Source organism: Virgibacillus sp. LDC1, assembly GCF_025792345.1.
GTDB classification, from domain to species: Bacteria; Bacillota; Bacilli; order Paenibacillales; family Paenibacillaceae; genus Paenibacillus_AQ; species Paenibacillus_AQ lautus.
Genome location: NZ_JAOXLZ010000001.1, coordinates 2,936,063 through 2,959,602, shown reverse-complemented (window position 1 = coordinate 2,959,602; position 23,540 = coordinate 2,936,063). Strand labels below are relative to the sequence as shown.

General features: G+C 50.3%; 20 protein-coding genes. 19 read left to right on the top strand and 1 reads right to left on the bottom strand.

The features are described 5' to 3' along the window. Positions 1-2 precede the first annotated feature (2 nt). The 16 genes from OHJ21_RS13115 (at position 3) to OHJ21_RS13040 (ending at position 17,921) form a co-directional block, all read left to right on the top strand. Positions 3-956, top strand: a complete 954-nt coding sequence (locus OHJ21_RS13115; RefSeq protein ID WP_486020239.1) for a bifunctional riboflavin kinase/FAD synthetase — start codon at positions 3-5, stop codon at positions 954-956. Between the two features lie 165 nt (positions 957-1,121). Continuing rightward, positions 1,122-1,391, top strand: a complete 270-nt coding sequence (gene rpsO / locus OHJ21_RS13110; RefSeq protein ID WP_006211281.1) for a 30S ribosomal protein S15 — start codon at positions 1,122-1,124, stop codon at positions 1,389-1,391. A gap of 406 nt (positions 1,392-1,797) precedes the next feature. Then, positions 1,798-3,903 carry a polyribonucleotide nucleotidyltransferase gene (gene pnp, locus OHJ21_RS13105; RefSeq protein ID WP_100538036.1) on the top strand — a complete coding sequence of 702 codons (2,106 nt, stop codon included), beginning with the start codon at positions 1,798-1,800 and terminating at the stop codon, positions 3,901-3,903. A gap of 214 nt (positions 3,904-4,117) precedes the next feature. Next, positions 4,118-5,110, top strand: coding sequence for a polysaccharide deacetylase family protein (locus tag OHJ21_RS13100; protein WP_100538035.1), 993 nt, complete (start codon positions 4,118-4,120; stop codon positions 5,108-5,110). 91 nt (positions 5,111-5,201) lie between these two features. Further along, complete coding sequence (locus OHJ21_RS13095) at positions 5,202-6,470, top strand: M16 family metallopeptidase (RefSeq protein ID WP_100538034.1); 1,269 nt, start codon at positions 5,202-5,204, stop codon at positions 6,468-6,470. Next, complete coding sequence (dut, locus tag OHJ21_RS13090; RefSeq protein ID WP_207797476.1) at positions 6,445-6,891, top strand: dUTP diphosphatase; 447 nt, start codon at positions 6,445-6,447, stop codon at positions 6,889-6,891. The genes OHJ21_RS13095 and dut overlap by 26 nt, the downstream gene beginning before the upstream one ends. Positions 6,892-6,925: 34 nt before the next feature. Then, positions 6,926-7,057 (top strand): hypothetical protein, encoded by a 132-nt coding sequence (locus OHJ21_RS13085; RefSeq protein WP_486020237.1) that lies wholly within the window; start codon positions 6,926-6,928, stop codon positions 7,055-7,057. A gap of 79 nt (positions 7,058-7,136) precedes the next feature. After that, a complete protein-coding gene (gene dpsA, locus OHJ21_RS13080) occupies positions 7,137-8,033 on the top strand; it encodes a dipicolinate synthase subunit DpsA (RefSeq protein ID WP_098746977.1) in 897 nt (298 codons plus the stop codon). After that, the gene (locus OHJ21_RS13075; protein WP_100538033.1) at positions 8,034-8,624 is read left to right on the top strand and encodes a dipicolinate synthase subunit B; all 591 of its coding nucleotides are present in this window, start codon (positions 8,034-8,036) and stop codon (positions 8,622-8,624) included. Positions 8,625-8,706: 82 nt separating this feature from the next. After that, complete coding sequence (locus OHJ21_RS13070; protein WP_100538032.1) at positions 8,707-9,753, top strand: aspartate-semialdehyde dehydrogenase; 1,047 nt, start codon at positions 8,707-8,709, stop codon at positions 9,751-9,753. A 70-nt stretch (positions 9,754-9,823) separates the two neighbouring features. Next, positions 9,824-11,038: an aspartate kinase gene (gene dapG, locus OHJ21_RS13065; protein ID WP_100538031.1), complete on the top strand. Its 1,215-nt coding sequence runs from the start codon at positions 9,824-9,826 to the stop codon at positions 11,036-11,038. A gap of 107 nt (positions 11,039-11,145) precedes the next feature. Next, positions 11,146-12,027, top strand: coding sequence for a 4-hydroxy-tetrahydrodipicolinate synthase (gene dapA, locus OHJ21_RS13060; protein WP_100538030.1), 882 nt, complete (start codon positions 11,146-11,148; stop codon positions 12,025-12,027). 224 nt (positions 12,028-12,251) lie between these two features. After that, positions 12,252-13,931 carry a ribonuclease J gene (locus OHJ21_RS13055; protein WP_100538029.1) on the top strand — a complete coding sequence of 560 codons (1,680 nt, stop codon included), beginning with the start codon at positions 12,252-12,254 and terminating at the stop codon, positions 13,929-13,931. Between the two features lie 270 nt (positions 13,932-14,201). Next, positions 14,202-14,978, top strand: coding sequence for a ClpP family protease (locus OHJ21_RS13050; RefSeq protein ID WP_100538028.1), 777 nt, complete (start codon positions 14,202-14,204; stop codon positions 14,976-14,978). Next, positions 14,975-15,217, top strand: a complete 243-nt coding sequence (locus OHJ21_RS13045; RefSeq protein WP_100538027.1) for a YlzJ-like family protein — start codon at positions 14,975-14,977, stop codon at positions 15,215-15,217. Before OHJ21_RS13050 ends, OHJ21_RS13045 begins: the two co-directional genes overlap by 4 nt. A gap of 40 nt (positions 15,218-15,257) precedes the next feature. Next, positions 15,258-17,921 (top strand): FtsK/SpoIIIE family DNA translocase, encoded by a 2,664-nt coding sequence (locus OHJ21_RS13040; RefSeq protein ID WP_207797475.1) that lies wholly within the window; start codon positions 15,258-15,260, stop codon positions 17,919-17,921. A 78-nt stretch (positions 17,922-17,999) separates the two neighbouring features. Here OHJ21_RS13040 and OHJ21_RS13035 read toward each other — a convergent pair whose 3' ends face one another. Next, the gene (locus OHJ21_RS13035; RefSeq protein WP_100538025.1) at positions 18,000-18,860 is read right to left on the bottom strand and encodes a helix-turn-helix transcriptional regulator; all 861 of its coding nucleotides are present in this window, start codon (positions 18,858-18,860) and stop codon (positions 18,000-18,002) included. A gap of 195 nt (positions 18,861-19,055) precedes the next feature. On the opposite strand from OHJ21_RS13035, the gene uxaC reads away from it, so the two are divergent. From uxaC to OHJ21_RS13020, 3 genes are read left to right on the top strand one after another with little or no spacing between them, the layout of a single operon-like run. After that, entirely contained in the window at positions 19,056-20,480 is a 1,425-nt protein-coding gene (gene uxaC, locus OHJ21_RS13030) for a glucuronate isomerase (RefSeq protein WP_100538024.1), read from the top strand. Positions 20,481-20,483: 3 nt separating this feature from the next. After that, positions 20,484-21,995, top strand: coding sequence for a tagaturonate reductase (locus tag OHJ21_RS13025; protein ID WP_486020236.1), 1,512 nt, complete (start codon positions 20,484-20,486; stop codon positions 21,993-21,995). After that, complete coding sequence (locus OHJ21_RS13020; RefSeq protein WP_486020235.1) at positions 21,992-23,509, top strand: UxaA family hydrolase; 1,518 nt, start codon at positions 21,992-21,994, stop codon at positions 23,507-23,509. Before OHJ21_RS13025 ends, OHJ21_RS13020 begins: the two co-directional genes overlap by 4 nt. The last annotated feature ends 31 nt before the right edge of the window (positions 23,510-23,540 follow it).

Below are 23,540 nucleotides of genomic sequence, written 5' to 3'. Positions count from 1 at the left end.
TTATGAGGGTTGTTTCTTTATCTTATCCTGTATCTTCCGATATCGTACGAGAAGCTGCCGAGCCGAAGGTAGCTGCAATCGGCCAGTTCGACGGTCTTCACCTGGGACATGCCAGCGTGCTTTCAACGGCTGTCAATATCGCGCGGGAGAATGGAGTGCCGGCCGCACTCATTACCTTTTATCCTCATCCGAAAGACGTGATTGGTAAAGGGAGCTATGAGGGTTATCTGACACCTCAGCCTGACAAGCAGCAGCTGCTTGAGGAGATGGGCATCGATATTTTGTACGTTGTCGAGTTTAATAAAGAGTTCTCCCAGGTGAGTCCGGAAACGTTTGTTGATGAGATGCTGTTTCCCTTGAATCTTCAAACGGCGGTTGTCGGATTTGATTTCCGGTTCGGCCATAAAGGCGCCGGTGATGCTGTCAAACTTCAGGAACTTGGTGAAGGCAGGATGTCTGTCGTTACGGTTCCGCCGTTCTTGGTCGATGGCGAGAAGGTAGGGAGTTCCTCCATACGAATTGCCTTGAAAACAGGACAGCTGTCGGATGCAAACCGCTGGCTCGGACGGAATTACCATATCCGCGGCACGGTCATTCATGGGGAGAAGCGGGGGAGGAAGATCGGTTTTCCTACCGCTAACCTGGAATTGACGGATCCGTTCGTGGTACCGGCACTAGGTGTCTATGCCGTTCGGGCACGGACGGATCAGCATCACAATTGGATTCCGGGCGTGATGAACATCGGCGTGAAGCCAACGTTCCATGAAGGGATCACAGAGCCTATCTTTGAGGTGCATTTGTTTGATTTTGAAGGGGATCTGTATGATCAGATCATGACGGTGGATATCGTTCAATATATCCGCAAGGAGCATAAATTCGAATCGGTTCAGGAACTTGTTGAATGGATTCAGCGAGATGCCGTCGAGGCCCGCAAAATTTTGAAAGTCAGTGAATAAACGTTTTGGGACAAATTGTCCGCAAACGGATTTTCTTTTTCAGGTAAAGTATGCTATACTCTTAGAGGTTGCCCGAAGATTGGGCAATTCTAACCTTGGCTTGGATGTTCGATCTCACCGTCGGTACCTGGGCCAACGGCGATTATAATGAGGGAGGTGAACAGGATGGCATTAACTCAAGAACGTAAACAACAACTGATTGACGAGCACAAAACTCATGAGTCCGATACAGGATCTCCAGAGGTGCAAATCGCTATCCTAACGGAAAACATTACGAACTTGACTGACCACTTGCGTACACACAAGAAGGATCATCATTCCCGTCGCGGACTGTTGAAAATGGTCGGCCAACGCCGTAAGTTGCTTGCATACTTGAAAAACAAGGATGTTAAACGTTACAGTGCTTTGATCGAGAAGCTTGGATTGCGTCGCTAATCATCCATAAGATGTGCCGAAAACAGCCTGGTTGTCCACTGTCCTTCTTGGAACGACAGCGGCACAGCCGGGCTCTTTTCTAAGTATTGTACAATTTACCGTTTTCGAGCTTCCCCACAAAGTACTGCGTACGCTTCATAGCCTAAACTCCACTTTGTGGGGTTATCTTAATATAGATTCTTTATAGATTGTAGGCGTGGTCTGTTCGCTAATTTTCGCTTAATTAGTATAACCAGGGGCAATCTATACGGAGAATGTTCTATACGGTTCGGGTTGTTCCTGTACATAGGTTTGCGATTTCGACCGTTTGGATGGCTCTGGTTAGGAAATGTGGACAGCGTTTTGCAAAAGACATGCTGATGGTAGAAGATTTCAAAAAAAATTTATCCCCATGAGGAGGGATTACATGGAAACACGTGTTGAAATGCAGCTTGGCGGAAGACCCCTCGTGTTCGAAACAGGGCGCCTTGCGAAGCAGGCAAATGCGGCTGTGATGGTTCGTTACGGCGAAACGGCAGTCCTGTGTACAGTGACAGCTTCCAGTGAACCGAAGGATTTGGATTTCTTTCCATTGACGGTCAACTACGAGGAGCGTTTGTACGCAGTCGGTAAAATTCCGGGTGGATTCATCAAACGCGAAGGCAGACCAAGCGAGAAAGCGATTCTTGCCAGCCGTCTGACAGACCGTCCGATTCGTCCGTTGTTCCCAGAAGGATTCCGTAATGATGTACAGGTTCTGAATCTCGTCATGAGCGTCGATCAGGATTGCGAGCCGGAAATCGCGGCAATGATCGGTACTTCCGCTGCCTTGAGCATCTCGGACGTGCCTTTTAACGGCCCGATCGGCGGCGTAGCCGTAGGGCGTGTTGATGGCAATTTTGTGGTGAATCCGGATATTGCGCAGCAGGAAGCAAGTGACATCTATCTTGTTGTTTCAGGTACCAAAGATGCAATCATGATGGTTGAAGCTGAAGCAAACGAAGTTCCTGAGGAAGTCATGCTGGAAGCCATCATGTTCGGGCATGAGGAAATCAAGAAAATCGTAGCCAAGATCGAAGAACTCGTGGCCGCTTGCGGTAAAGAGAAAATGGCGGTTAAACTTCATGCGGTCAATGAAACGGTGAATCGTGAAGTGCGTGATTTTGCCGAAGCTCGTCTTGTTGAAGCTGTTCGCATTGAGGAGAAGCATGCCCGCCAGGATGCGATTGACGCTATCAATGATGAAGCATATACCGTATTTGAAGAGAAGTATATCGAGACACCTGAGTTGTTGAAGGATGTTAAAGAAGTGCTTCACGATATCGTGAAGGAAGAAGTTCGACGTTTGATCACGCATGACAAGGTTCGTCCGGACGGTCGTGGTCTGTCTGAGATCCGTCCTATCGATTGCGATACCAGCCTGCTGCCTAGAACGCATGGTTCCGGTCTGTTTACACGTGGACAAACCCAGGCTCTTAGCGTGTGTACACTCGGTGCTCTAGGTGATGTACAGATTCTCGATGGAATCGATCTGGAAGAGACCAAGCGTTTCATGCACCATTACAACTTCCCGCCGTTCAGCGTAGGGGAAGCACGTCCGCTTCGCGCTCCGGGCCGTCGTGAAATTGGTCATGGTGCACTCGGTGAACGTGCGTTGTCGAAGGTCATTCCGAATGAAGTGGAATTCCCGTACACGATTCGTCTCGTATCTGAAGTTATTGAATCGAACGGTTCGACCTCCCAAGCAAGTATTTGTGCAAGCACACTTGCTATGATGGATGCAGGGGTACCGATTAAAGCACCTGTAGCCGGCGTAGCGATGGGCTTGATTAAAGACGGAGATCATGTTTCCATCTTGACGGATATTCAAGGGATGGAAGACCATCTCGGCGACATGGACTTCAAGGTTGCAGGGACACCTGACGGAGTTACCGCCATTCAAATGGATATCAAGATTGACGGTATCGACCGCGCGATTTTGCAGGAAGCCCTGCAGCAGGCAAAAGAAGGACGCATGCATATCCTTGGAAAAATGGCAGAAGCCATTCAAAAGCCAAGAGAAACGTTGTCCCAATATGCGCCTAAGATTATTACGATGCAGATCAATCCGGACAAAATTCGCGACGTGATCGGCGCCGGCGGCAAGATCATCAACAAAATCATCGAAGAAACCGGCGTGAAGATCGATATCGAACAAGACGGCCGCGTGTTTATTGCCTCTTCCAACGATGAGATGAACAAAAAGGCTCTTTCGATTATCGAAGGCATCGTGCGTGAGGTAGCTGTTGGCGAAATCTATACAGGTACTGTAAAACGAATTGAGAAATTCGGCGCGTTCGTTGAAATCCTGCCTAACAAAGACGGGCTTGTTCATATCTCCCAGCTCTCAACTGAGCGCGTAGCGAAGGTAGAGGACGTGGTTGCCATCGGTGACGTCATTACCGTGAAGGTTACCGAAATCGACCAGCAGGGACGGATTAACCTGTCTCGCAAAGCGGTTTTGACTGCGGAAACAAACAAGAGCGGATCTTAATCCGCGCTTTGTTTGTTTAACAGCATATAGATAGAAGCAAAAAGAGGCAGAACCTATCATTCTGGCTCTTTTTTTAATCATTACGGCTCATGGGATTCGTAAGCTCTTGGACAAGCATCTGAAACAGGCTTCACAGCGTAAGCCCACTTTGCGGCACATATTTCCTCCTGAACCTACATAAAATGGGACAAAGCTTCTCAAGGGGAGGGTGGATATGCCCATGAATGGAAAAAAGATGGTTGTGCTGCTAACCGGTGCCGCAATGGTGTCGGCTGTTGCTGTGTTCAGCGGGGCCTGGGGATATGTTTCGGGACTGCAGATTAAACCCGAGGGGCAACTCGTTAGCGGTTCAGAGACGGCAGTAGACCTGGATTTATTGAGTCAAATCGAAGCCGCCGCGGCAAAATCACGCATTGAGCCGGTGGATGCCAGGGTGGACTCCGTGTGGAAGGCGATTCCCGGTTATAATGGACTCGAAATCGATATTGAAGCTACATACCAAGCAGCATCGTCGAAAAAGCGAAAAGCCGGAGAGGCCATCCCTTATGTATACCGGCAAATTCCGGCCAAAGTGACGCTTCATGATCTTGGAGACCAACCGATCTATCGGGGCAACCCCAACAAGCCAATGGTGTCGCTGATGATTAACGTGGCCTGGGGGAATGAATTTCTGGTGCCGATGCTGGACACGCTGGATGCGGAGAATGTGAAGACGACCTTTTTCCTGGATGGGAGCTGGCTGAAGAAGAACCCGGAGCTGGCCGGTGAAATTCTGAAACGAGGTCATGAGGTGGAGAATCATGCCTATACGCATCCGAATATGAGTCGTCTCAGCAGGGATCGGGCGGAGCTGGAAATTGCGAAGACGCAGGAGCTGCTTAAAGAAAGCCTCGGGGTAGAGAACAAATGGTTTGCGCCGCCTTCCGGTGATTTTAATCAGCAGACCGTATCCATCGCCCAGGCAAGGGGATTGAAGACGGTCCTATGGACGCTCGATACGGTGGATTGGAAGCATCCTGCACCGGATGCAGTCGTACAGAAGATCTCTACGAAGGTGGAGCCGGGTTTCCTAATTTTGATGCACCCCACCGATTCCTCGTCCCAAGCATTAAAGGGAATGATTGACGGAATACGGGCCAAAGGGCTGGAAATTGGAACCGTCAGCCAGACGCTTTCTCCTGAGCGAATCATGCCGAAGGGAAGTTGAGCCGTATGGTAAAGTTTGATAGAATGAATGGATGGCATGAGGCTGGTAATCAGCTAAAGTGATCCTGGATGGAACAGTTAGGGGGGCCCTCGTGAAAAAAATACAATTGTCTAACGGCCTGAGAGTGGTTATGGAGCAAATCCCGACAAGTCGTTCGGTTTCATTCGGTATTTGGGTAAAGACCGGATCCCGCAATGAATCGGAGGACATCAACGGGATTACGCATTTTATAGAGCACATGATGTTCAAAGGGACGGAGCGCTTTGACGCCCGTGCCATTGCTGAAGAATTTGATGCTATCGGCGGAAACGTCAACGCTTTTACGTCCAAGGAATATACGTGTTATTACGCAAAGGTGCTGGATGAGCATTTTCCGATTGCGGTTGACGTATTGTCCGACATGTTCTTCAACTCGAAGCTGGATGCGGGCGAGTTAGCCAAGGAGAAGAATGTCATTCTGGAAGAGATCGCGATGTATGAGGATACGCCGGATGATCTGGTTCATGACCTGATGTCGTTATCGGCGTACGGCGATCATCCGCTGGCTTATCCGATTCTCGGCACGAAGGAACGGCTTGAATCGATGGATTCGCAAGCGCTGAGAGCTTACATGGACAAACACTATACCATTGAGAACACGGTGATTGCCTTGGCAGGCAACATTAATGATGAAGTGATCGAGCTGTTAGAACGTCATTTTGGCAGCTTTTCCAATCACGGCAGCTCCGAGCTGCTAGACGTGCCCGCCTTTTTGGACGGTGTTCAATTCCGTAAGAAGAAAACAGAGCAGAATCATATCTGCATGTCGTTTCCCGGCTGCTCCATCGGAGACGAGCTTCAGTATGCAATGGTATTGTTGAATAATGCCATTGGCGGCGGCATGAGTTCACGCTTGTTTCAGGAAATCCGGGAGAAACGCGGATTGGCTTATTCGGTATACTCCTATCATAGTTCGCACGCAGATAACGGGATGTTCACCATTTATGCAGGCACAGCGCCCAAGCAGACAAAGGAAGTCCTTCAGCTGACCACGGAAATGCTGCAAGATCTGGCACAGAACGGGATGACGGAGGAAGAGCTGCGCAAAGGGAAGGAACAACTGAAGGGCAGTCTCATCCTGAGTTTGGAGAGCACGAGCAGCCGCATGAATCGCTTGGGTAAGAACGAACTGATGCTGGGTCGCCATTTCAGCCTGGATGAAATCATTAAGCGGATTGAACAGGTGGAGATGAAGGATGTCGACGCGGTTCTTGACCGTATGTTTGGGACTCCATATGCACTAGCGATGGTAGGAACTTCAGATAAAGCACTGAATGTACTTAGGAGGAATGAATTTGTTGCACTACGTTCAAATCAATAGATTGCCAGGTAATGAAGATGTGAAACTTCCCGTAAAAATGTCCGAACTAGCCGCAGGTTTTGATCTGCATGCGGCGGTTCACGAGCCGGTGGTATTGAACCCCGGTGAGCGCAAACTAATCCCGACCGGTTTTGCGATTGCCATGCCGGCCGAGCTTGAAGCTCAAATCCGTCCGCGCAGCGGACTGGCCTACAAGCATGGCATTACCTGCCTGAATTCTCCGGGTACGATTGATGCTGATTATCGCGGGGAAGTAAAGGTGCTGCTGGTGAATTTGGGACAAGAACCGTTTGCAATTGAGCGTAATGAACGCATCGCCCAGATGGTGTTTAAAACCGTCCCTGCCGTAGAATTCATGGAAGTTGATGAGTTGTCGGGCACCGTACGGGGTGCAGGCGGATTCGGTCACACCGGCAAGTAAACCGTATCATGTACAATTAAGGGGTATTATCATCATGGTTTTACCACGCACACCGCTCCGGCTTATGCCGGGCGGTGTTTTTTTTACATTAGCCATCATGCGAAATGGATTCGGTCCCGGCCTCGTCGTTTATAGCGGTATTTATTGCGTTAAGGCGGTAGTTTAATTGAAATGCGCTCACCACCATATAGGCGGCGGCATAAGATGGTTTATACATTGGTTAGAAGAAAGGAGCGAGGCCTTCCATGCTGACTGGAGTCCGGACCGTCTTTGTTGGAGGAGACGCAAGGCAAATTGAGGTCATAAGAAAATGCGCTGAGATGGATGCCTCCGTCATGATCGCCGGGTTTGAGAAGCTGCAGGATTCTTTTCAGGGAGTGACTCGCGAGCCGCTCACGCCAGAGCTGTTATCAAATGCCGATGCTCTGATCCTGCCTGTCGTGGGATGTGATGATGAGGGACGTGTCAGCGCGCTGTTCTCAGAAGGGCCATTGCGACTGCAGGAGGAACATATCGCAGCGATGCCCGGACATGGAGTGATCTATACAGGCATGGCGAAACCCTATTTACGCTCGCTATGCGACAAATATAAGATCAAGCTGGTAGAGATTTTGGAGAGGGACGATGTAGCCATCTATAATTCCATTCCGACAGCGGAAGGGGCACTGATGATGGCGATCCAAAACACGGATTTTACGATTCACGGATCAACTAGCATGGTGCTTGGCATGGGACGGACAGGGTTCACAATGGCACGCAGCCTGCAAGGCCTGGGTGCCAAAATTCGGATGGGCGTACGCAAATCGGAACACTATGCCAGAGCTGAGGAAATGGGCTGGAAGCCCTTCCTGGTAAGGGATCTGAGCTCTTATGTGTCGGATATTGACTTGCTTTTTAACACGATTCCTACTATGATAGTCACAGCACAAATCATCTCGAAAATGCCTCGGGAGGCTGTCATCATCGACCTTGCCTCTGCACCCGGCGGATGCGATTTTCGCTATGCCGAAAAACGGGGTATCAAAGCTATGCTCGCACCCGGACTACCCGGAATCGTGGCTCCTAAAACAGCCGGCATCATTATGGCCAACACGCTGGTGGAGCTGATTTCTGAAGAAATCAAGATTCGGGGGGATGCGTAGATGAATTGGAATGGAATAACAGTGGGTTATGCCCTGACAGGATCGCACTGCACGCTTGAAGAAGTGATGCCGCAGATCCAGCGGTTCAAAGATGGTGGAGCGAACGTGGTGCCGATTGTGTCCAGCACCATCATGACAACCGATACCCGATTCGGCACATCGGAGAATTGGCAGAAACAGTTGAAAGATATAACCGGGAATGATATTATTTCTACAATTGTGGAGGCGGAACCACTAGGTCCATCCAAGCTTCTTGACGTTCTGGTTATCGCCCCATGCACGGGAAACACGACCAGCAAGCTGGCCAATGCGATGACTGACAGCCCTGTTTTAATGGCAGCCAAGGCGCAGATGAGAAATTGCAGACCGCTGGTTCTGGCAATTTCAACGAATGATGGCCTTGGACTGAATGCGGCGAATATCGCTAAGCTGCTTGTAACAAAAAACATATATTTTGTCCCGTACGGACAGGATAATCCACAGCAGAAGCCGAACTCGCTTGTCGCCAAAATGAATTTGATTCCGGAAGCCTGTTATGCGGCACTGGAAGGGAAACAGCTGCAGCCGATGATCGTTGAATATTCGCATTAACCGCGATTAAGCCTTTTGAACAACAAGGGCAACATAGAAAAGTGACAGCCGCAGTTCCATTCATGAAGGGGAGTTTAGCCAGATGACTGAGCATCATTATAATGTGGCCGTTGTTGGAGCAACCGGTGCAGTCGGGCAACAGATTCTCAAGCTGTTGGAGTCGCGTCATTTTCCGATTGCGGAGTTAAAGCTGTTGTCCTCTGTAAGATCCGCCGGTAAAGTATTGAACTTCAACGGCCAAGCGATCCTTGTGGAAGAAGCAACCCCTGACAGTTTTGCGGGAATCGATATTGCGCTGTTCAGTGCGGGCGGCGATGTAAGTAAGGCACTGGCGCCACATGCGGTACGCCATGGAGCGGTATGCATCGATAACACCAACGCTTTCCGCATGGATCCGGATAAAGTGCTGGTCGTGCCGGAGGTAAACGCCGAGAAGATTGATGAACATAACGGTATTATTGCGAATCCGAATTGCTCGACGATTCAGATGGTAGCCGCGTTGAAGCCGCTTCATGACGCATACGGCATATCCCGCATTATCGTTTCAACCTATCAAGCCGTTTCTGGCGCCGGACATCAAGCCATTGATGAAATGCTGCGCCAGAGCAAGGAGATTCTTGACGGCCAAAAGGTGCAGCCTGACATTTTACCTGTTGGATCGCTGCCTGTGAAGCATCAAATCGCCTTTAACGCGATTCCGCAGATCGATAAATTTACAGAGAATGGTTATACCTTGGAAGAAATGAAGATGGTCCGCGAGACCAAAAAAATTATGGGCGACGAATCCATCGAAGTGACGGCTACTTGTGTACGTATCCCGGTCGTTAGCGGGCATTCGGAATCCGTGTACGTTGAATTCAAGAATGACTATGATCTGGAAGAAGTTCATCGGCTTCTGTCGAATGCACCCGGTGTTACGCTGGTTGACGATCCATCGGCACAATCGTATCCGCTTGCTACGGATGCCGTGGGGAAACCGGATGTATTCGTAGGAAGGCTTCGCCGCGATCTGGGACATAAGCGTGGACTTAACATGTGGATCGTTTCAGATAATCTTCTGAAGGGTGCTGCATGGAATGCCGTGCAAATCGCGGAAATCATCGTCAACAAACGGAACGGCCAGGCTTAGTAGCCGGCCGTTTCAGTCGGTCGGCCCGAAATTTACGTCTCCTGGGCATATATAAACGGAGGAATATTTTATGCGCATCTTAGTTCAAAAATTCGGCGGCACCTCATTATCATCACCGCAAGCAAGAACCCATGTTATTGGACACATCCAGCGCGAACTGGCTAATCACTACCAATTGGTTGTGGTTGTATCGGCTATGGGACGCCGCGGGGAGCCTTACGCAACAGATACTCTCCTGGACTGGATCGGTCATAACGGAAACGCGCTTCCTGACAGAGAGCGGGATTTGCTGCTCTGCTGCGGTGAGATTATCTCAGCCACAACGCTGTGCAGCCTGCTTCAGCATGAAGGCATAACTGCGACGGTGTTGACGGGTGCCCAAGCCGGATTTCTTACAGACGATCACTTCGGAAATGCACGCATTAAGGACGTAAAACCTGAACGGGTTTTGAAAGAGTTGGAGTCTTATCAGGTTGTTATCGTGACCGGTTTCCAGGGGCAGACCGATTCGGGTGACTTTACGACGCTGGGCAGGGGCGGAAGCGACACCTCGGCTACAGCACTTGGAGCCGCGCTTCGGGCTGAAATGGTTGATATCTACACGGATGTCAACGGCATCCTTACGGCGGATCCCCGCATCGTCGAGGATGCGAAGCCGCTCAGCTATGTAAGCTATACGGAGATTTGCAATATGGCTCATCAAGGTGCCAAGGTTATTCATCCTAGAGCAGTTGAGATTGCCATGCAATCCCAAATTCCGGTCAGAGTGCGGTCAACCTTCTCGGATAATGAGGGAACACTGGTTACCCAGCCGGAAGGTTTCAGAGATATACAATCCGGAATCGTGGACCGCTTTGTGACGGGAGTTGCTTATGTAAGCAATATTACGCAAATCTCAGTGGAGTGCGATCGCACGGAAGGTCTTCAACTGAAGGTTTTCAAATCGATGGCGGAACATTCCATCAGCGTGGACTTTATTAATGTTACCCCTACAGGAGTCCTTTATACGGTGTTTGACAGCGATTCGGAGAAGGCGATTGAAGTGCTGCAGAGCCTGGATTTGAAACCAAAAAGCTTGTCCGGTTGTGCGAAGGTGTCCGTCATTGGCGGCGGGATCAACGGGGTTCCGGGGATCATGGCCAAAATCGTGGAATCGTTGAGCGAGCACGATATCCCGATTCTGCAATCGGCAGATTCGAACACAACGATCTGGGTGCTTGTGAAGAAGGAAGATATGGCTCAAGCGCTGCGTGCTTTGCATCACAAATTCGAACTTCACCGATAAGCACATAAGATGAATCTGTTCGTTAAACGTTTGATAGGAAATACTATATATAAGATTACTTACGAAGGAAGCTTGCCCGTTTGGGACAGCTTTAAGGAGGAATCATTGTGGATTTCGGAAGATTGATTACGGCTATGGTAACCCCATTTGATCAGAATGGTGAGATCAATTGGGACGAGACTGCGAGATTGATCGAGCACCTGATTGTGGAACAAAAGTCGGACTCCCTGGTCATTGCAGGAACGACGGGCGAATCGCCAACGCTTAGCGAAAACGAGAAGCTTGAACTGTTTAAGTTCGCAGTGAAGCAGGCAGGTGGACGGAGCAAGATCATCGCAGGTACAGGCAGCAACGATACGGCACATTCTGCAGAATTGACGAAAAAAGCGGAAAGCTGCGGCGTCGACGGTATTCTGCTTGTCGCTCCATACTACAATAAGCCGAACCAGGAAGGGCTCTACCAGCACTTTAAGGCGGTCGCTGAGGCCACTTCCTTGCCTGTCATGCTGTACAATGTGCCTGGACGGACGGGCATCAGCCTAAGCACGGCCACAACCTTGCGTCTGGCTCAAATAACGAACATCGTTGCGACCAAGGAATGTGCTTCGATTGACCAGGTCACCGGCATTGCCGCAGGAGCTCCGGAAGGGTTCATCGTTTATTCCGGCGACGATTCCGCGGCACTTCCTGCTCTGGCCGTAGGTGCTTACGGAATCGTAAGCGTGGCCAGTCATATCGCTGGGGCCCGCATGAAGGATATGATCCAAGCCTATGTGGAAGGAAACGTGAAGGAAGCCGCCAAGCTGCATCAATCCTTGTTCCCGCTGTTTAAGGGCCTGTTTGAATGTCCTGACCCGCTTCCGAACCCGGCGGCAGTTAAATTCGCTTTGATTGAGCGGGGCTATCAGGTCGGCGGCGTTCGTCTGCCGCTTGTTTCTCCTAGTGAGAATGAGGCTGCATTTATCCGTAAGATGCTGTCTTCCTTGTAACCTGCACACCTACCATATCCAAGCCATTGCCTTCAATGAAGGCAGTGGCTTTCTTCGTTTTAAACCCTTCTGTTTCTGGGTATCCTATGGCTCACGAAGGTGGTTGACTTGTGTTTTCACTTTTTCATCATGTATAATGAATTCAAGTGACTGGGTGCGGTATTTTTTTGAAATTTAATATAACAATGGTACGACGTCCAAAACTATAGGAGGGTTAGATACATTTGTCTAAGAAAATAAGCAACGATAAACTATCGATTTTTGCCTTGGGCGGCGTCGGTGAGATCGGGAAGAACATGTATGTCATTCAATATGCCAATGACATCGTTGTCGTGGATGCGGGATTGAAGTTCCCAGAAGAAGATATGCTTGGGATTGATATTGTTATTCCTGATATTAGCTATTTAACGGAGAATCGCGACAAAGTGAGAGGGATTTTGCTGACTCACGGTCACGAGGACCATATCGGCGGCCTCCCATACGTATTGAAACACTTGAATGTTCCTGTATACGGAACGAAATTGACGCTCGGATTGGTGGAAAACAAGCTCAGAGAAGCGAATTTGCTTGGTGAGACGAAACGGATTCTGATCCATGCGGATTCGGAAGTACAACTCGGAAACACATTGAAAGCGACCTTCTTCAAGACCAATCACAGTATTCCGGATTCCGTAGGGATCTGTATCGAAACACCGGAAGGCAATGTTGTGCATACGGGGGATTTTAAGTTCGACCATACTCCGGTAAATGACCAGTATGCGGATCTGCAGCGTATGGCTGAGATCGGAAGCAAGGGAGTATTGGCTCTTCTGTCAGATAGTACGAACGCAGAGAGACCAGGCTTCACGCCTTCCGAGAAAAACGTGGGTATCGTGCTGGAAGATATTTTCCGTAAGGCCGAGCAGCGGGTTGTTGTTGCAACGTTTGCATCCAATGTGCACCGCATTCAACAGGTTGTCAACGCAGCCGAATCCACTGGCCGCAAAATAACGGTTATCGGAAGAAGCATGGTCAACGTGGTGTCCATTGCCGCTGAGCTTGGATACTTGCACATTCCGGACGGCATGCTGATCGAACCTGAAGAGGTTAACAAAATGGCAGCCGACCGCGTTGTCGTATTGTGTACAGGCAGTCAGGGAGAGCCGATGTCAGCGCTCACACGCATGGCGCGTTCTACTCACCGCAAGGTGGACATTCTGCCAGGGGATACGGTCATCATTGCAGCGACACCGGTTCCAGGCAATGAAAAATATGTGGGACGTACAATTGATGAGTTGTTCCGTCTTGGAGCAGACGTGATTTATAGCGGATCCAATTCGGGTGTCCACGTATCGGGTCACGGCAGCCAAGAAGAACTCAAGCTGATGCTGAATCTGATGAAACCGCAATTTTTCATCCCTGTCCATGGTGAATACCGGATGCAGCGCCGTCACGCTCTGCTTGCAGAGTCCGTTGGTGTTGATCCGGATAACATTTTTATTACAGATATCGGTGAAATCGTGGAAATTCAAGGCGGCTCTGCCCGCAAAGCCGGCAAAGTAACCGCTGGCAATGTTCTGATTGACGGACTTGGCGTTGGTGACGTAGGAAACATCGTACTCCGCGATCGCAAGCTTCTGTCCCAGGACGGAATTCTGGTCGTTGTTGTTACCTTGAGCAAGCAAAACGGTTCCATCGTATCCGGTCCTGATATTATTTCGCGTGGATTCGTATACGTACGGGAATCCGAAGGGCTTCTGGATGAAGCCAATCGTATCGTTTCCAGCACGCTTCAGAAGCTGATGAGTGAAAACGTGAATGAATGGGCGTCACTGAAAACCAGTGTAAAAGACGCATTGGGACGCTTCTTGTATGAACAAACACGTCGCAGACCGATGATCTTGCCGATCATTATGGAAGTCTGATACAAGATAACAAAATAAATCAGGCACACAGTCGCCCCTTTTTCGCAGGTAATAATTGGACGGTTCCCGCGAAAGAGGGGCTTTTTATAGGTTGATCCCAAAACTTCTCCCGAGTCATTTCGGCAGGAGTTTTTTTTGTGGCTGCTGCAATTACGATCTCTTGCTGAATGCACCCGATAAGCATAAAATAGTCCCGTCATTTGCCATACTAAGGGTTAGCTATGTGTTGGTTGCAGCAGCTAGACATTAAGATAAAGGCAGGGATGCGCAGTGGACAACGATCAATGGACTACCGGCAACAGAAAAGCAGGATGGACTGGTGAGACGGAAGCGCCTCCGGTTCTCCCCACCGAGGAAGGCAAGAAAGCAGCCGTAACGGAAACCATACAGCAGCTGGGACAGACGGGACTGCCGAGCGGCGGGGAATCCAACGTTTTTTGCATGACGATCATTGGACAAATCGAGGGACATCTCGTGCTTCCACCGCAAAACAAAACCACCAAATACGAGCATATGATTCCACAGCTTGTGGCAGCTGAACAAAATCCGCGGATCGAAGGGCTCTTGATCATCCTCAATACCGTTGGCGGTGACGTCGAAGCCGGACTTGCCATTGCCGAGATGATTGCATCGCTCAGCAAACCGACCGTAACGGTTGTCATTGGAGGGGGGCACAGTATCGGCGTCCCTATCGCTGTAGCAGCAGACCACTCGATCATCGCGGAGAGCGCGACGATGACCATTCACCCGATACGTATGAGCGGGTTAGTCATTGGCGTGCCGCAGACCTTTGAATACATGGAGAAAATGCAGGAACGCGTCGTGCGCTTTGTGACGAGCCATTCGAGGATCACGGAGGAACAGTTTAAGGATCTGATGTTCAAAACCGGTGAATTGAACAGGGATATCGGCACCGCGGTTTCGGGTACGGACGCCGTAAAATATGGCCTGATGAACGAAGTGGGGGGAATCGGGCAGGCATTAAGCCGGTTGAACAGCATGATTGCAGAACGTAAAACGATAAGCCCCGGGGGGATTACGCAATGATATGGTACAGCGTCATGCCATTGGATCCGATCGGGATGCTGCAAGGGGAGCAGGCAGCCGTTACGTCCAGGGAAGTTCGGGTGGAAGGAATACTGATGGAAGTTGAACCCATGGCAGAGGATCAGGCGAAAATTGTCCGTTTATTGGACTGCGGGCTTCAAGATTACTTGAATCCACGCTACGCTCCGGGGGCAATAATTCGCTATATTCCGACGGTAGAAAATGAGGCTAAAGGCTGAAAACAGAACATAGGTACGCCACCGAATATTATGCTATAATATGGATTCGGGGGTGACACTTTTGGCAAAGCGGAAAAGAAAGAAGAAGGCAGCCTTTGCAGCCGTATTGAAGTATGAAATTTATGGGATTGTATTGATGACACTTTCGGTCATCGCATTATCCGGAGAAGCACCGGTGGGGCGTTCCCTGTCCAAGATGTCTGGATATCTGCTGGGCAAGTATTATTTTATCATCCCCCTAATCGGCATCTATTACGGGTTAATGGTGATGATTCACCGGAAATGGCCCAAACGGTGGAACAGCAGACGCACCGGTGTCCTTCTCTTGGTATTATCGCTCACCTTAATGAGCAGTATTGCAGGTTTGGAGTCGAAGCTGGCCCCGATTGGACAATTGAATGCGTCAAATGCGATGAGCCAGATACATAGTGATTTGCAAGGCGAGCTCCTTCATGCCGGCGCAGATGATGGACATCATCCCGTCATGGGTAGAGACATCAGCGGCGGTTACGTTGGAGCGCTGCAGTTTGCCTTTCTGTTAATGCTGTTCGGCAGCATCGGGGCAAAGTTGATTATGATTGTCATGCTAGTGATCAGCTTCATGCTGATTACCAACCTGTCCTATGTTGATTTAATGCGGATGTTCCGCGTAAGGGTTGTGAAGGCCGGAGAACGGATTCAGAAAAAAGTTAACAGCCAGCAGACGAAATCCAAAGCGGCGGCGAAATCAAGCGCGAAGGAACAACGCATGCAGCTGCCGGAGGATCTGGATGAGGATGATGATCTGGATGATATGGAGGGCATGAGGCTGCCGCGCCGCAAAGCGCCGCAATTCTTCCAGCTGTTCGGTTCCAAAGGCAACAAGCGGGACGAAGCAGTGGAAGAGGCCCGGGATGATGCGGATGAGGCATCTCCGGTATTTACGGTTGGTAACGGGCATGGTGCTAAGGAGAAAGAGGAGGTCGTCTTGTTCAACAGTCCGGTTCAACCGGAGGAGGAAGCGGAGATTATCTCTCCTGCAGCAGAATCTGTGCCTTCATCGCCGATTATTCGCGATTTCTTTGAGCAAGTGAAACAAGAAGGGCGTCTGGATGACGAGTACGACGATCACGAAGCGATGATACCTTCGGCACAAGAGGAACCTCTGGGGAACACGGCAGCGAGTCCGGAGCCCATGGGAGATCCTGAGACGTCGAATGGCGAGTCGAATGCAGCCATTATGGAAGATGGGGCGCAAGAGGGAACGGCACCGGCAGCGCCTCCCGCTCCGCCTCCCAAGCCGTATAAGCTGCCTCCATTCCGGCTGCTGTCCAAACCGAACAATGGCGGCAAGGGTGGAGACCAGAACGATTATATGCAGGTAGCCCGTAAGCTGGAGGCGACGCTGGAAAGTTTCGGCGTTCGAGCCAAGGTGCTGGAGGTTGTCCGGGGGCCGTCGGTCACCCGCTATGAAATTCAGCCGGACATCGGGGTTAAGGTTAGCCGGATTGTCAATTTGACCGATGATATTGCACTCGCGCTTGCGGCCAAGGATATTCGGATGGAAGCGCCGATTCCCGGCAAATCAGCCATCGGGATCGAAGTGCCGAACAACGAAGTTTCACTTGTTACGATGAGAGAGGTTATGGAGACGCCAACGTTCCAGGAATCGGAATCGAAGCTGTCGATTGCATTTGGCCGTGATATTTCAGGTCAGACGATTGTCGGTAATTTGGCACGCATGCCCCATCTTCTTGTTGCAGGTGCAACGGGTTCGGGTAAATCCGTATGTATCAACGGCATTATTACCAGCATTTTGTATAAAGCCAAGCCGGATGAGGTTAAGTTCCTGATGGTCGATCCGAAGATGGTTGAGCTTAATGTCTACAACGGGATTCCGCATTTGATGGCACCGGTGGTAACCGATCCGAAACGGGCATCCTTGGCACTTAAGAAAATCGTAGTAGAGATGGAGAAACGGTATGAGCTGTTCTCCAAATCCGGGACGCGAAATATTGAGGGCTACAACAATCTGATGAAGGATAATTTGCCTGCAGTATTGCCTTATATCGTCGTTATCGTGGACGAGTTGGCCGATTTGATGATGGTTGCAGCCAACGATGTGGAAGACGCGATTACGCGGCTGGCCCAAATGGCCCGTGCTGCCGGGATCCACTTGATCATCGCGACGCAGCGTCCGTCGGTCGACGTTATTACCGGGGTCATTAAAGCAAACATCCCGTCGCGTATCGCCTTTGGCGTGTCTTCGCAGGTCGATTCCCGAACGATTCTGGATATGGCGGGCGCTGAGAAGCTGCTCGGCCGCGGGGATATGCTGTTTATGCCGATGGGCTCCTCCAAGCCGATCCGGGTGCAGGGAGCCTTCATGAGTGATCATGAAGTCGAGAACATCGTGGATTTTGTCCGGGATCAAGGGCAAGCGGAGTATGATGAGTCGTTGGTGCCTGAAATTGAGGAATCTTCGAATTCAGATGAAGAAGAATTGGATGAGCTGTATGAGCAGGCGGTGACCATCGTATTGGAAGCCAAGCAAGCGTCCGTATCGCTGCTGCAGCGGAGAATGCGGGTAGGTTATACCCGTGCAGCGCGTCTCATTGATTCCATGGAGGCACGCGGGGTTATCGGACCCTATGAGGGAAGCAAACCGCGGGAAGTGCTGATGTCCATGGAGCAATACCAACAACAGCAGAATCGAATCAGTTAAGGGAGCCAATCCCCTAACTTCGTAAAAAGGAAGCGAGCAATCCCAAATTTTGGGTTGATCGCTTCCTTTTTTGTTGGTTCACGGGATGCTATTCATTTTGCGGTATTTACTTGCCGTCATCTTCATTATCTTCTTAAAGGTTCGGTCAAAATGCGTAAGGCTTTCAAAACCGATCGATTCGGCGATGTCCACGATTTTTAGGTCCGTATCCGTCAGAAGGCGCTGCGCCTCGCGAATGCGGGTCAGGTTCAGATAATTAATGATTGTAAAGCCCGTAATTTCTTTGAATATCCGCGACAGGTAGAACGGACTGATGTAGAAGGTTTCGGATAATTGCTGCAGCGTGATTTTGTCTGCATAATGGGCGTGAATAAACTTAACGACGTCCGTGATTTTCTGATGGAGCGGATTCAAGGAAGTGTGGGCAGGCAGCGAGGCGGAATGGGTTAACCGAGAGGTTTTGATTAATAACTCCGTAAGCAGCACCTGCAGCATGTACTCGTACGAAGCGGAACCTTCTCTGATCTCATCGGCCATTTTGTTCAAAATTTGCATGATGATCGCTTGCTCTGGAACGGTTAAACGCAGCAGCGGCCGATCCTGATTAAACATGCCCAGCAATCCGGATACCAGCAACGGGTGGCCTTTCCCGAGAAAAGAATCGCTAAAATTAATGACGATACGTTCATGCTCCGGATCGCCTTGACCCGACGTTTTATGAACGTCGAATTTATTGATGAGAATGAGGTCACCCGCCCGAATGGTGTACAATTTTTCTTTTATAAAATAATTGCGCTCGCCAGAAACCAAATAGTAGATTTCATAGGTTCCGTGGTAATGGTTATTTCGTTCAAAGGGCTTTGTGCGATGAATGCGATGGTAGTAAAATTCCCCTTCTTCTTCCCCGTAGGTTACGGTATGGGTATCGCTGGATATCATAATCGCCCCCGCTTCGTTTCAATGCCTTCATGGTGAGGTATATTTCAACTCATTAGTTATATTGTAACAACTTCTACTGACTAAAACAAAGCAAGATATGTTGAATAATCCCTCAAATTCGCAATAAACGTGAAGAAATCCAACTGATGATGCCGTAACATAGTAGATAAATCTACAGAAACGGGCGGTGTTAACATGAGACCTTTTATGGATGAACATTTTTTGCTTAACAACGAGACTGCACGTACCTTGTACCACGATTATGCAAAAGACATGCCCATCATCGACTACCACTGTCATCTGAGTCCGCAAATGATCGTTGACAATCACCGGTTTGAGAACTTGACCGAAGCGTGGATTAACGGCGATCACTATAAATGGCGGGCGATGCGAGCCGCTGGAGTGGAAGAGGCATACATTACGGGCGGACCGGGTGTGAGCGATTATGACCGCTTCTTGGCTTGGACGCGCACCGTTCCGATGACGATCGGCAATCCGTTATTCCATTGGTCTCATCTGGAGCTGCAAAGACTGTTCGGCATTAAGGATATCATTAATGAACAGAACGCTCCGCAGATATGGGAAGCGGCAAACAAGCGTCTGCAGGAACATGATTTGACAACCAGGGGATTGATCGTTTCAAGCCGCGTCAAAGTGGTCTGTACGACAGATGATCCAACGGATAGCTTGGAATATCATATCAAGCTGGCGGAGGAAGGCGATGCCGGATTTCAGATGCTCCCATCATTCCGTCCGGATAAAGGGCTGGAGATTAACCGGGAGACATTCCTTCCGTGGGTGAAATTGTTGGCGGAGCGAAGCCGGATGGAGATTACGGAGTATTCGGCATTCCTGAAGGCACTTGAGCAGCGGGCTGAGTTTTTCCATTCCGTTGGTGGTCGGGTATCCGATCATGCGCTGGATTACGTGCCTTATCAGGAGGTTACGGAGACACAAGCGGCTGACATATTCCTGAAAGCGCTTAAAGGGGAGCGGGTTTCCCGTCAGGAAGAGGAGCAATTCAAAACGTATACGCTGCTTTATCTGGGCCAAGTTTACGCGAAACTCGGCTGGGTCATGCAATTTCATATTAACGCCCAGCGCAACAATAACACCCGGATGTTCCGAGAACTAGGCCCGGATACCGGCTATGATTCGATTCATGATAGTCCAATCGCGGTACCACTCGTGAAGCTGTTGGATCGGCTTGATCAAGAGCGGGCACTTCCGAGAACGATTCTCTATTCGCTTAACCCAAGCGATAACGATATTCTCGCAGCACTGATCGGCAGTTTTCAAGGCGACGGCATTCCGGGCAAAATCCAGTTCGGATCCGCGTGGTGGTTCAACGATACCAAGGACGGCATGGTCGACCAGATGAGCAAACTCGGCAATATGGGGCTGTTAAGCCGATTTGTCGGCATGCTGACCGACTCCAGAAGTTTCTTATCCTATACCCGGCATGAGTATTTCCGGCGGATTCTATGCAATCTCCTCGGAGAGTGGGTTACACGGGGAGAGGCGCCGGATGATCTTCCATGGCTCGGGGGGATCGTACAGGATATTTGTTACAACAACGCTGAGCGTTATTTCCGATTTGGCCGGACGGAAGGGAGATAGAGCATGGATGCAAACACAGACCGCGGCCGAGCGTTAAAGCTGATAGGAAGGGATTCCTTACCATTACAACAGCAGCATCAGTTGGATATGTTGAACTACCCCGTTAAAGTGCTTCAAATAGGCGAGGGTAATTTTCTAAGAGGTTTCTTCGATTGGATGATCTATGAATGCAACCGGCAGGGGTTGTTCCAAGGGAGCGTTGCCGTCAGTCAGCCAAGACCCGGGGGACGGCGCAAGCTGGAGCAGCTGCGGGAGCAGGAAGGGATTTACGGCTTGCTGACCCGAGGGCTGCAGGATGGCCGGAAGTTTGAGGATGAGTTATGGATCACGGTGTTCTCCGAGATGATTGACCCCTATGCCGAATGGGAGCATTTCTTGAGCGTCGCCGAGCTGGATTCCCTGGAGATCGTAGTCTCCAATACCACGGAAGCTGGTCTCGCTTATCAGCGCAGTGACTGGAATCCGTCGGAACCGCCGATGTCATTCCCCGCCAAGCTGACCATGCTTTTATATCGGCGTTATGAGCATTATGAGGGCTCGCCGCATAAGGGGCTGTTGATCCTGCCCTGCGAGCTGCTGGAACGAAACGGGGATATCCTGCGATCGATTGTGCTGCGGCATGCTGAGGATTGGGAGCTTTCGTTAGCTTTTCGGAGCTGGGTCGAGGAGAGCAACCTGTTTCTGAACTCGCTTGTGGACCGGATCGTAACCGGTTATCCGGAAGAGGCCGAGCGCTATTTTGACAAATGGGGTTATGAAGACCGATTGTTGAACACGGCGGAGCCCTATTATTTCTGGGCTATTGAGGGCGACCCGTCATTGGAGTCCAGGCTGCCACTACAGTCAGCGGGTCTCCAGGTAAGGTGGGTATCCGATCTGACCCCGTACCAGGTGAGAAAGGTAAGGATCTTGAATGGAACCCATACCCTAATGGCTTCCATCGGCTTGCTTCACGGTTTCACTGAAGTGAAAGAGATCGCAGAGAGCACGGAATGGGGAGAAGACATTCGCAGCGCAATGCTGCAAGAGATCGTCCCCTTGGTGCCTCTCCCGCCGGAAGAGGTCAAGGCATATGCCGACACCGTATGGGAGCGATTCCGCAATCCCTTTCTTCGGCACAAGCTCCAGGATATTGGCATGAACAGCATCTCCAAGTTCAAGGTGAGGCTTTTGCCAAGCTTAAAGGAATATGTCAGTTCGCACAGTACGCTCCCAAGCCTCATGACACGGGGATTGGCCTCCTTGATCCGTCTGTATCATGCCAAATCGATAGAGGGGCAGTGGTACGGAATGCGTCTTGATGGTGAACAGATGCTGTTGAGAGATGATCCGGACAGCCTGATGACATTTTATCAAGCGTGGCAAAAGGTAGAAGACGGGGAATGGAGTATACGTCAGCTTGTGGCATCCATTCTTGGCAATCAGGCTTTATGGGGCGAGGATTTGAACCGGATATCCCATCTTCATGAAGTGGTAAGCCGTTATATCGAAGAAATGGAGCTGATCGAGACATGAGCGACATCGTTATACTTCACAACAAGGATGATGTCGGTGTTGCGCTTCGTCCTTTGTCGGCAGGAGAACATGCCATCGGGCTTTTGAACGGGAAGGAGCATGCGATCGAGTTAACCGAGAATGTGCCAAAAGGTCATAAGGTGGCTCTTCGCTTGATACAGCCGGGCAGCCATGTACTAAAATTCGGCTATTCGATAGGACTGGCGAAGGAAGTCATTTTGCCGGGGAGATGGATCCATACTCATAATTTGAAGACTGGACTTTCCGGTGAAGTGGAGTATCAGTATAAGCCTGGTGCAAAAGCAGCACCTGAAGATTCGGCGACTGTTATGGGGGAATCTCCGACGTTCCAGGGGTATATCAGACCGAGCGGTGAGGTTGGGATCCGCAACGAAATTTGGATCATCAACACCGTTGGCTGCATTAACAAAACTTGCGAGCTGTTAGCGCGCATGGCCGGGCAGCAGTTTCAAGGGAGAGGCATTGACGGGGTTTATCACTTCCCGCATCCCTACGGCTGCTCGCAGCTTGGTGATGATCTAAACCATACCCAGCGTCTGCTCTCGTCCCTGGCCCAGCATGGCAATGCGGCAGGCGTGCTTATTATCGGGCTCGGCTGCGAGAATAATCAGATTGATCAAATGCAGGCCATGATTGGGGAGCAGGATGGGAAACGGATCAAATATATGCGTGCTCAGGACATGGAGGATGAATTGGAGGAGGGGTTGTCCCTCATCTCGGAGCTCGTTCAATATGCAGAGACTTTCAAAAGGTCGGCGGTTCCACTATCCAAGCTGAAGATCGGACTGAAATGCGGCGGCTCGGACGGTCTGTCGGGCATTACAGCCAATCCGCTGGCGGGTCGCATTGCGGATACCATCACCGCTCACGGCGGCACCGCTTTACTGACGGAGGTGCCGGAGATGTTTGGAGCCGAAACGATCCTGATGGACCGGGCCGCCGACGAACAGGTGTTCAAGGATATTACGATGCTGATTAACAATTTCAAGCAATATTTCGTATCGCACGGACAGGAAATCTATGAAAATCCTTCGCCCGGGAATAAAGACGGCGGCATCACAACCCTGGAAGAGAAATCGCTGGGGTGCACGCAAAAAGGGGGAAATGCCACCGTATCCGCTGTTCTCCGTTACGGCGTGAGATCAACAAAGCCGGGGTTAAACCTGATCGAAGCGCCAGGCAATGATCTCGTATCGGTTACGGCCTTGGCTGCATCGGGCGCCCACCTCGTGCTGTTCACGACAGGGAGGGGGACGCCGTTTGGTGGCCCGGTCCCAACCGTCAAAATCGCGACCAATTCCGAGCTGGCCGCTCGCAAAAAACATTGGATTGATTTTAATGCAGGTGCTTTGCTGGAAGGTAAAGGCATGGATGAGCTTCATGAGGAACTCATGAATCATATTGTCCAATTAGCCTCGGGCGTTGAACAGACGAGAAATGAACGCAACGGCTTCCGGGAAATATCCATTTTTAAGGATGGCGTCATTTTATAGCGTGAGTCGTTGGAACATGATTAGAAAAAAG

What these genes read in the sequence shown, in the direction of transcription:
- OHJ21_RS13115 (WP_486020239.1), top strand. Translation starts at nt 3, where the DNA reads ATGAGGGTTGTTTCTTTATCTTATCCTGTATCTTCCGATATCGTACGA.
- rpsO (WP_006211281.1), top strand. Translation starts at nt 1,122, where the DNA reads ATGGCATTAACTCAAGAACGTAAACAACAACTGATTGACGAGCACAAA.
- pnp (WP_100538036.1), top strand. Translation starts at nt 1,798, where the DNA reads ATGGAAACACGTGTTGAAATGCAGCTTGGCGGAAGACCCCTCGTGTTC.
- OHJ21_RS13100 (WP_100538035.1), top strand. Translation starts at nt 4,118, where the DNA reads ATGCCCATGAATGGAAAAAAGATGGTTGTGCTGCTAACCGGTGCCGCA.
- OHJ21_RS13085 (WP_486020237.1), top strand. Translation starts at nt 6,926, where the DNA reads ATGGTTTTACCACGCACACCGCTCCGGCTTATGCCGGGCGGTGTTTTT.
- dpsA (WP_098746977.1), top strand. Translation starts at nt 7,137, where the DNA reads ATGCTGACTGGAGTCCGGACCGTCTTTGTTGGAGGAGACGCAAGGCAA.
- OHJ21_RS13075 (WP_100538033.1), top strand. Translation starts at nt 8,034, where the DNA reads ATGAATTGGAATGGAATAACAGTGGGTTATGCCCTGACAGGATCGCAC.
- OHJ21_RS13070 (WP_100538032.1), top strand. Translation starts at nt 8,707, where the DNA reads ATGACTGAGCATCATTATAATGTGGCCGTTGTTGGAGCAACCGGTGCA.
- dapG (WP_100538031.1), top strand. Translation starts at nt 9,824, where the DNA reads ATGCGCATCTTAGTTCAAAAATTCGGCGGCACCTCATTATCATCACCG.
- OHJ21_RS13045 (WP_100538027.1), top strand. Translation starts at nt 14,975, where the DNA reads ATGATATGGTACAGCGTCATGCCATTGGATCCGATCGGGATGCTGCAA.
- OHJ21_RS13040 (WP_207797475.1), top strand. Translation starts at nt 15,258, where the DNA reads ATGGATTCGGGGGTGACACTTTTGGCAAAGCGGAAAAGAAAGAAGAAG.
- OHJ21_RS13035 (WP_100538025.1), bottom strand. Translation starts at nt 18,860, where the DNA reads ATGATATCCAGCGATACCCATACCGTAACCTACGGGGAAGAAGAAGGG.
- uxaC (WP_100538024.1), top strand. Translation starts at nt 19,056, where the DNA reads ATGAGACCTTTTATGGATGAACATTTTTTGCTTAACAACGAGACTGCA.
- OHJ21_RS13025 (WP_486020236.1), top strand. Translation starts at nt 20,484, where the DNA reads ATGGATGCAAACACAGACCGCGGCCGAGCGTTAAAGCTGATAGGAAGG.
- OHJ21_RS13020 (WP_486020235.1), top strand. Translation starts at nt 21,992, where the DNA reads ATGAGCGACATCGTTATACTTCACAACAAGGATGATGTCGGTGTTGCG.